Raw genomic sequence first — 7,636 nt, forward strand, 5'->3', positions numbered from 1 at the left:
ACGGCGATCACGACGCCGGGGAGCAACGCTGATGTACCGCAAGCACTTCGCGCTGTCGGCCTTTCCCTTCGATCTGACGCCACCACCGGATGCGCTGTTCGCCGCCGCCAGTCTGCAGGAGGCCGAGGCGCGGCTCAAACATCTCCTGGAGCTGCGTGGCATCGGCCTGGTCACGGGAGAGGCCGGTTCCGGTAAGACGACGGTGTGCCGTAAGGTGGCCGCGGATCTGCATCCGGGGCTGTATCGGGTGTTCTATATCCCCCTGTCAACGGGCAATGTGATGGATATGTACAAGACCATCACCTGGGAGCTCGGGCTGCCGGTGCAGCGTAATCGCGCAGCAGCGTTTCGCAGTATCCGCTTGGAGATCACGCGTCTGACCTTGGAGGCGAAGCAGCGCCCGGTGCTGATCGTCGATGAGGCGCATCACCTTAGAAACGAGGTGCTCGAGGATCTGCGGCTGCTGACCAACTATCAGATGGATTCGGAGAATCGTCTCTGCCTGCTACTGGTCGGACTGACGGAGCTGCGCCGGCGCTTAAGCATGGCGGTGCATGAGTCGTTGGCCCAGCGCATCGTGGTGCGCCATCACTTGAGCGGGTTGACGCGTGAGGAGGTGCCTGAGTATCTGTGCCATCGCCTGCGCTTGGCCGGCTGCGAGTTGCCGTTGTTCGAGCCCGCTGCGGTGGAGGCGTTGTTTCAGGCCACCCAGGGGATGCCGCGTAAGGTCAATCGTCTGGCGCACTATGCGTTGACTAGCGCAGCCCTTGAACAGGCGCACCAGGTCACCGCCGAGCATGTGCAGGCGGCGCGTGAGGAGGTGGCGGCATGAGTGGCTTGGCAGATCTGATCACCTTTGAACTGCCGGATCATTGGACCCCCGAGCAGGCGCTGGCGGTGCAGGAGGCCCTGGAGGCGTTCTCTGAGGCGCTCTTCGCTTATTACGGCTCACAAATGCAGGCGCTGATCGCTGAGCAGACAGCCCGCAATGAGCAACTGGAGCTGCTTGAGTTCGACGATCCGCTGCCCTTCTAAATCCCTTCGCCTTTCCTCCCGGCGGGCCGTCTGGCCCGCCCCCGCTCAGCGCCACCCCAATCACTTAACGTGCGCTCACCTCAGCGGCGCGTGACTCACGCGCGCGTTGGTCATTGACCACGTCTGCGGCTGCCGCGCTCATCCACCTGCTCTGACTCGCCCACCGGCGTCATCAATCCGGGACAGCTGCGGCAGCGCCTTGTGCAATAGCTCGGGAATTTGACTGGGAATCAGCGTGAGGGCTAACAGTCAGGTGACTGCGCGAGCAGCGGCTGTGTGGGCCGGGGAAGGCGGCTGGCAACGGTGGTTGGGACGAGACAGCGAGTGAGTGAGTAACGGTGTTGATGCGGACAAGTTCCTTAAGCGAAAGACCCGAGCAGCAGCGCCCGAGGAGACTTGCGGACTGGCTTAACCCGACGGGAGAGAGGAAGGTCCACTCATTGGTGGACAAGATCTATCAGCGGAAGAATCTTGCGGTGGCCTGGGAGAAGGTGAAGCAGAACCGTGGGGCCGGCGGGATCGATGGAACCGACCTGGTAGCGTTCGAGGCCGAGCTGGAAGCCAATCTTGACCAGCTGCACGAGGCACTCAAGGATGGTCACTATAGGCCCCAGCCGGTCCTACAACACCTGATCCCCAAGGCGGGCAAGCCAGGCGAGTATCGGCCGCTCGGCATACCAACGATCATCGATCGAGTCTGCCAGCAAGCCCTGCTCAATCGGCTGGAACCGATCTTCGAGCCGATCTTCGATGACGCCAACTTCGGCTATCGGCGCGGACGATCCACCAAGGATGCGCTCAGCAAGATCTGGCGCGAGTTGGAGGCGGGCAACGAGTGGGTACTTGACGCTGATCTGAGAGACTTTTTCGGATCAGTCGATCACGAAAAGCTCCTCACGCTGGTCAACCAACGCGTGTCAGATGGGCGGGTTTTGGGACTGATCAATCAGATCCTCGAGGCCGGCTGCGTGGCCGAGGGACAACGGCTCGCCACTGAAGACGGCGTTCCCCAGGGCGGGGTGATTTCGCCGTTGATGAGCAATATCCTGCTGACACCCTTTGATCGGGAGATGCGCCAACGCGGCTTCCAGGTCACGCGATATGCTGACGATTGGGTGGTGACGTGTAAAACGCGCCAAGAAGCCCAAGCCGCCCTTGCGGCGGCGCAACGTATTTTGGACACACTGGGGGTGACGCTGCACACGGGTAAGACACGGATCGTCCATGTTCGACAGGGTTTCGACTTTCTCGGCTACAAGCTCAAGCGCGGCCAAAGGCCGTTGCGACTGGCGCCTGGGAAGATCCGCAGCGGCGTGCGCCAGGGGAACCTCTATGCGTTTCCTCGGGCGAAATCCATCCAGCACTTCAAGGACCAGATTCGTCGGCGCACGCGGCGCAAGGCGCCGCTCGGGACACAGGAGCTGATTGAGCAAATCAATCCGGTCATCCGCGGGTGGGGTCAGTACTACTGTAAGGCCCATGTGCGCAAGCTCTTCCAACGACTCGACGGCTGGATCGTGCGGCGGCTTTGGTCGCATCGATACAAGCGCTGGCGCAACGGCGGCTGGAAACGCCTGCCGGAGCGCCGGCTTTACGGCGAGTACGGGCTGGTGAAATTGATCACGCTGATTCCTTCCTTGAACCTTCGGTGAGACAGCGTTGTGAAAGCGGCTTACGGGAAAACTGTACGAGCCGTTTGTGCGGCGGACGGAGGCCAGCCCTGCGGGGCGCCTCCTCCGACCCGACACTGATGACGGCGGGGAACGCGCCCCAGCGGACCCGTCCGAGAGGGACGCGGCCGGCCGGTCAAGACAGCTTCTGGAGGGACAGATGTCGCGAACATTGGATCGCGAGACCATCTCCACGAAACAACAGAAGATCGCGAACCTGGCGAGAAAGGCACCGAGCATGGTGCTGACCACGCTGGCGCACCACATCGACCTGATGTGGCTGGAAGAGGCGTACCGGCGCACGCGCAAGGATGGCGCAGTTGGGGTGGACGGTGTCACCGCCGAGGCGTACGAAGCGCATCTGCACGCGAACCTGAGCGACCTGCTTGAACGGTTCAAGAGCGGACGCTATCGGGCGCCACCGGTACGACGCGTCCACATCCCTAAAGACGGAACCACGAAGAAGACGCGCCCGATCGGCATCCCCACCCTGGAGGATAAGATCCTCCAGCGGGCCATACTGATGGTCCTGGAGCCGGTTTACGAGCAGGACTTTCTGGACTGCTCTTACGGCTTCCGCCCTGAGCGCAGCGCGCATCAAGCGCTGGGGGTGCTGCGCAATGGACTCATGGACATGCACGGAGGCTGGGTGATCGACCTCGACATCCAGGACTTCTTCGGCAGCATGGAAAGGAGCCATCTCAACGCTTTTCTCGACCGACGGGTGCGTGACGGCGTGATCCGTCGCGCGTTGGGTAAGTGGATGCAAGCCGGGGTCATGGAAGCCGGAGTGATCAGCTATCCCGAGCGGGGCAGTCCCCAGGGTGGCGTGATCAGCCCAGTGGCGTCCAATCTCTATCTGCACGAAGTGCTCGACACTTGGTTTGAGCACGAGGTCAAACCGCGTCTACGTGGGCGTGCCTTTCTGGTGCGGTTCGCTGATGATGCGACTTTGGCCTTTGAGCGGAAAGACGACGCTCGGCGGGTGTTGGAGGTGCTGCCAAAGCGCTTAGCGCGCTTCGGGCTAACCCTTCACCCTGAGAAGACCCGATTGGTGGACTTTTGTCGTCCATCACGACGCAGACAGCAGGCAGCGCTCCCTCAACGGGAACGCAGCTTTGATCTGCTCGGCTTGACCCATTACTGGGGGCGCTCCCGGAAGGGATACTGGGTGGTCAAGTGCAAGACCGCCAAGGATCGGTTCAGCCGTGCGGTACGACGCCTCGGGCAATGGTGCCGACGTTACCGTCACCTGCCTGTGGCGGCTCAACACCGGGCGCTGAGCCGAAAGCTGCGTGGCCATTACGCCTACTACGGCGTGATCGGGAACAGCGGGGCGTTGTCTCGGTTCCTGTACACGGCCCGCCGCTGTTGGCGCAAATGGCTTAACCGCCGTTCGCATGCTAAGCGCTTGAACTGGAGCGCCTTTGAACGCTTGCTCCAGCGCTATCCACTGCCGCCTGCGCGCATCGTCCATCGCGCTGCTGTCACGTAGCGCTCGCTTTGACCGAGGAGCCGGATGCGGGAGTTCCGCACGTCCGGATCTGTGGGAACCGCGGGTGAGTGATCACCCGCGGTCACCCGGCCCACCTTTTCATGACCCCTGGTCCTTCGTCGTCCGCGAAGACTGCGTGAAGGCGGCTGGGCAACACAGCTTTCTCCGCGAATCGGTGCACCGGGACGGCATTTTAGCGGCATCATCTTGCTTTGTGCCTCGCGCACCATCCTCTGTGCCGACTGCGCAAGCGATGCCGAGCGGCTCGATGTGTGGTACAGCAGTGGGATCACATCCCGCGGTGAACCAATGAACGGGCGATGATAGGATAGCCGGGTTCGAGGGTTGGCTGTCGCTTTCGGAGTCACACCAGGAGCTGTGTGGTGGCTGGGGCAGGCGGGCTGTATGCCAAAAAGATCGCCAAGCTATGCGCTTCTAGGTCGGGCGATGAGTCGGCTGCAGGTCTGAGCAGCTTTGCCAAAAGAAGCCCGACAATCCAATTTCGTTTGTGGGTAGCTTTGTGGGTGGAGCACAGACGAGAACTCCTTTTCTCCTTTAAATTCAGTGCCTTGTCTATCCTAAATGGTGGAGGCGGCGGGGATCGAACCCGCGTCCGCGAGCCCTCCGCCGTCGGTCCTACATGCTTAGCCCGCTCTATTGTTTTTAACCTTCCAACGCCCGAGGGGCAGGGCGATTGGTCGGCGATCCTGAATTAGGTTTTAGCGATACCGGTCCAGGCCCCCGTGATCGCGATCCTGTGTGATGTTACCCCACGAATCCGCCGCCCACAGGCAAGTGACGGTGTGAGGCCCGCTGGGTTTAAGCAGCGAGGGCGTAGTTGTCGTCGTTGGCAACTATAAGTTTGCGGATGGATTTACGAGGTATCCCGCACCTCGGCATGCACCTCGGGTTTTGTGACCCACGTCGAAGCCAGGTCGCCCCCAAGTATCAGGGTAGACACGCTATCACCACGTCAGTTCCGTGGCAATCAGAAAAGGTGACTTAGAGATGGCAGCCGGGCCGATCGGCATCGCGCTCGGCCCGGCCCAGCCCGCCGCGTTTTTTCCAAACCTGTTCCGTTGGGCTTACTCGGCTGCGGTGTTGATGGTATCGACGGTCTCGACCTCGAAGACTTGAACTTGCTCGGTCTCGGCAACCTCTTGCTCAGAGACGACCAGCGCAGTCTGGGTTCCACCGATCAACAACGCGACGATTGCGAGTGGTGCTAACATGCTGAACCTCCTGTGGGTCCGTGATACAGCCTAGGGTTTTCCATGAGTATATAAGCAAACTCTAAATCGTCAAGCCCCTTCTCGTTCTAGTTGATCTCGGGCAGACAGCCCACGCGCAGCGTTGGTTGCGAATCCGTGATCAGCTGTCCTAGACAGAATGATTTCAATCGATGGTTCACGCCCGGGGAGCATCCATGGCGACCAAGAGCATTCCCAAGGTCGGGTTCATCAGCCTCGGCTGTCCAAAAGCAACGGTGGATTCCGAGCGCATCCTGACATGCTTGCGAACCGATGGTTACGCGATTGCAAGCGATTACGCTGGTGCTGATCTGGTCGTGGTCAATACCTGTGGCTTTATCGATGCGGCGATCGATGAGTCGCTCGAGGCGATCGGCGAGGCCCTTGATGAGCATGGGCGGGTTGTGGTGACCGGCTGTCTGGGGACACGCGCCGAGCTGATCCGCGAGAAGCATCCCGAGGTCTTGGCCGTGACGGGTCCGAACGCGGATGATGCGGTACTCGAGGCTGTCCATACCCATCTGCCGCCGCCCGCTCACCATCCGTTCATTGACCTGATGCCACCCCAGGGTATCAAGCTTACGCCGGATCACTACGCATACATCAAGATCAGTGAGGGCTGCAATCATCGTTGCAGCTTCTGCATTATCCCGAGTCTGCGCGGCGATCTGGTCAGCCGACCGATTGGCAGCGTGCTGAACGAGGCCGAGCGTTTGGTTGAGGCTGGTGTCCGCGAGCTACTAGTGATCTCTCAGGATACCAGCGCCTATGGGATCGATCTCAGAGATGAGGTTGACTTCTGGAAGGGCAGGCGGCTGACAAGCGACATCGAAACGCTAGCCCGTCATCTCGGCGAGCTGGAGGCCTGGGTGAGATTGCACTATGTGTATCCCTATCCACAGGTGGATCGATTGATCCCGTTGATGGCCGATGAGCTGATCCTGCCGTATCTGGATATGCCGCTGCAGCACGGTAGCCCGTCGGTGCTCAAAGCGATGCGGCGACCGGCGGCGACCGAGAAGGTGCTTGATCGTCTCAGCGAGTGGCGCGCCATCTGTCCCGAGCTGGTGCTGCGCAGCACCTTCATCGTTGGCTTCCCTGGCGAGACCCACGCGGATTTCGAGCAGCTGCTCGCCTTCTTGCGCGAGGCGCAGCTCGATCGGGTGGGCTGTTTCAGCTATTCAGCGGTGGCCGGCGCTGCGGCCAATGCGCTCCCCGATCCGGTGCCTGAGGCGCTCAAGGAAGAGCGGCGGCAACGCTTCATGGCCCTGCAGGCCGAGATCAGCCGGGCGAAGCTCGCCGAACGGATCGGCAAGCGCGAGATCGTCCTCGTCGATGAGGTTGAAGAGGAGCGGATCATCGCGCGCAGCTATGCCGACGCGCCGGAGATCGACGGTACCGTCATCGTTGCTGGTGCCTGGGAGATTGAGCCTGGCAGCTTCATCGAGGTCGAGATTACGGCGAGTGGGGAGCACGATTTGTTCGCAGAGCCGGTTGCTTAGAACCTGGGGTTGTTTAGAGACCAATCAGGATCACAGGTACGCGATCGCAGCCTGCTGAAATGCCGAGGGTGATGTGCATCTTGTTCAAGTTTCTCGGGCGATGATTGGAGATCGTCGCCCCCGGTGACGCGACCCGACGCAAGCTTGATGGGCGCTATCAAACAGACGCAGTGGCGGTTGATCTGGTGGGTGATCTGGCGGGCTGCCGCGATGTCCACGCTACTGCTCATCGTCTTTGCGGGGTTGGTGACCGTTGGGCGGCCCTTGATCAGCCAACTGGCGACCAATCAACCGGTGATCACGCAACGGGCTGGCAGCAGCGTCTCGCCTGATCTTGACCTCGAGACCTCAAGGTTGGTGCTCGACCGCAGTGGCAGGCTGCTGCGGGCCTTTACGGTGGATGACGGGCGCTGGCGGCTGCCAGTGAGTGCTGACCAGGTTGATCCACTCTATCTGCAGATGCTGCTCGGCTACGAGGATCAGCGCTTTCGGCAGCATGTTGGCGTCGACCCGCGTGCCTTGCTGCGCGCTTGCTGGCAGGCGTTGCGTCACGGTCGGATCCTGTCCGGGGGCTCGACGCTGACCATGCAAGTGGTGCGTTTGCGGCAAGGACTCGAGACCGGCTCGTTGCAGGATAAGTGGCGGCAGATCGCCGGGGCGCTGGCCCTCGAGCGAACTGCGACC

7 protein-coding genes and 1 other RNA gene are annotated in these 7,636 nt (G+C 61.3%); 6 read left to right on the forward strand and 2 right to left on the reverse strand.

Annotated elements, in window-relative coordinates; all coding sequences use genetic code 11:
• Positions 1–31: 31 nt before the first annotated feature.
• The 4 genes from ACY693_RS11265 (at position 32) to ltrA (ACY693_RS11280) (ending at position 4,200) form a co-directional block, all read left to right on the forward strand.
• Positions 32–832 (forward strand): ExeA family protein, encoded by an 801-nt coding sequence (locus tag ACY693_RS11265; protein WP_462321921.1) that lies wholly within the window; start codon positions 32–34, stop codon positions 830–832.
• Positions 829–1,035: a hypothetical protein gene (locus tag ACY693_RS11270; RefSeq protein WP_462321922.1), complete on the forward strand. Its 207-nt coding sequence runs from the start codon at positions 829–831 to the stop codon at positions 1,033–1,035. Before ACY693_RS11265 ends, ACY693_RS11270 begins: the two co-directional genes overlap by 4 nt.
• Positions 1,036–1,478: 443 nt before the next feature.
• On the forward strand, positions 1,479–2,687 hold the full coding sequence (gene ltrA / locus ACY693_RS11275) for a group II intron reverse transcriptase/maturase (RefSeq protein WP_462321927.1): 1,209 nt from the start codon (positions 1,479–1,481) through the stop codon (positions 2,685–2,687).
• A gap of 178 nt (positions 2,688–2,865) precedes the next feature.
• Complete coding sequence (ltrA, locus tag ACY693_RS11280) at positions 2,866–4,200, forward strand: group II intron reverse transcriptase/maturase (RefSeq protein ID WP_462321923.1); 1,335 nt, start codon at positions 2,866–2,868, stop codon at positions 4,198–4,200.
• Between the two features lie 583 nt (positions 4,201–4,783).
• On the opposite strand, the gene ssrA is transcribed toward ltrA (ACY693_RS11280), so the two are convergent.
• Positions 4,784–5,143, reverse strand: a transfer-messenger RNA (tmRNA) gene (ssrA, locus tag ACY693_RS11285).
• A 142-nt stretch (positions 5,144–5,285) separates the two neighbouring features.
• Positions 5,286–5,432: a hypothetical protein gene (locus ACY693_RS11290; RefSeq protein ID WP_462321924.1), complete on the reverse strand. Its 147-nt coding sequence runs from the start codon at positions 5,430–5,432 to the stop codon at positions 5,286–5,288.
• A 194-nt stretch (positions 5,433–5,626) separates the two neighbouring features.
• Here ACY693_RS11290 and rimO point away from each other — a divergent pair, with 194 nt between their 5' ends.
• A complete protein-coding gene (gene rimO / locus ACY693_RS11295; RefSeq protein WP_462321925.1) occupies positions 5,627–6,952 on the forward strand; it encodes a 30S ribosomal protein S12 methylthiotransferase RimO in 1,326 nt (441 codons plus the stop codon).
• 147 nt (positions 6,953–7,099) lie between these two features.
• Positions 7,100–7,636 (forward strand): transglycosylase domain-containing protein (locus tag ACY693_RS11300; protein WP_462321926.1); only part of this gene is annotated, 537 nt, incomplete at its 3' end.

The organism is Halochromatium sp., assembly GCF_054919635.1.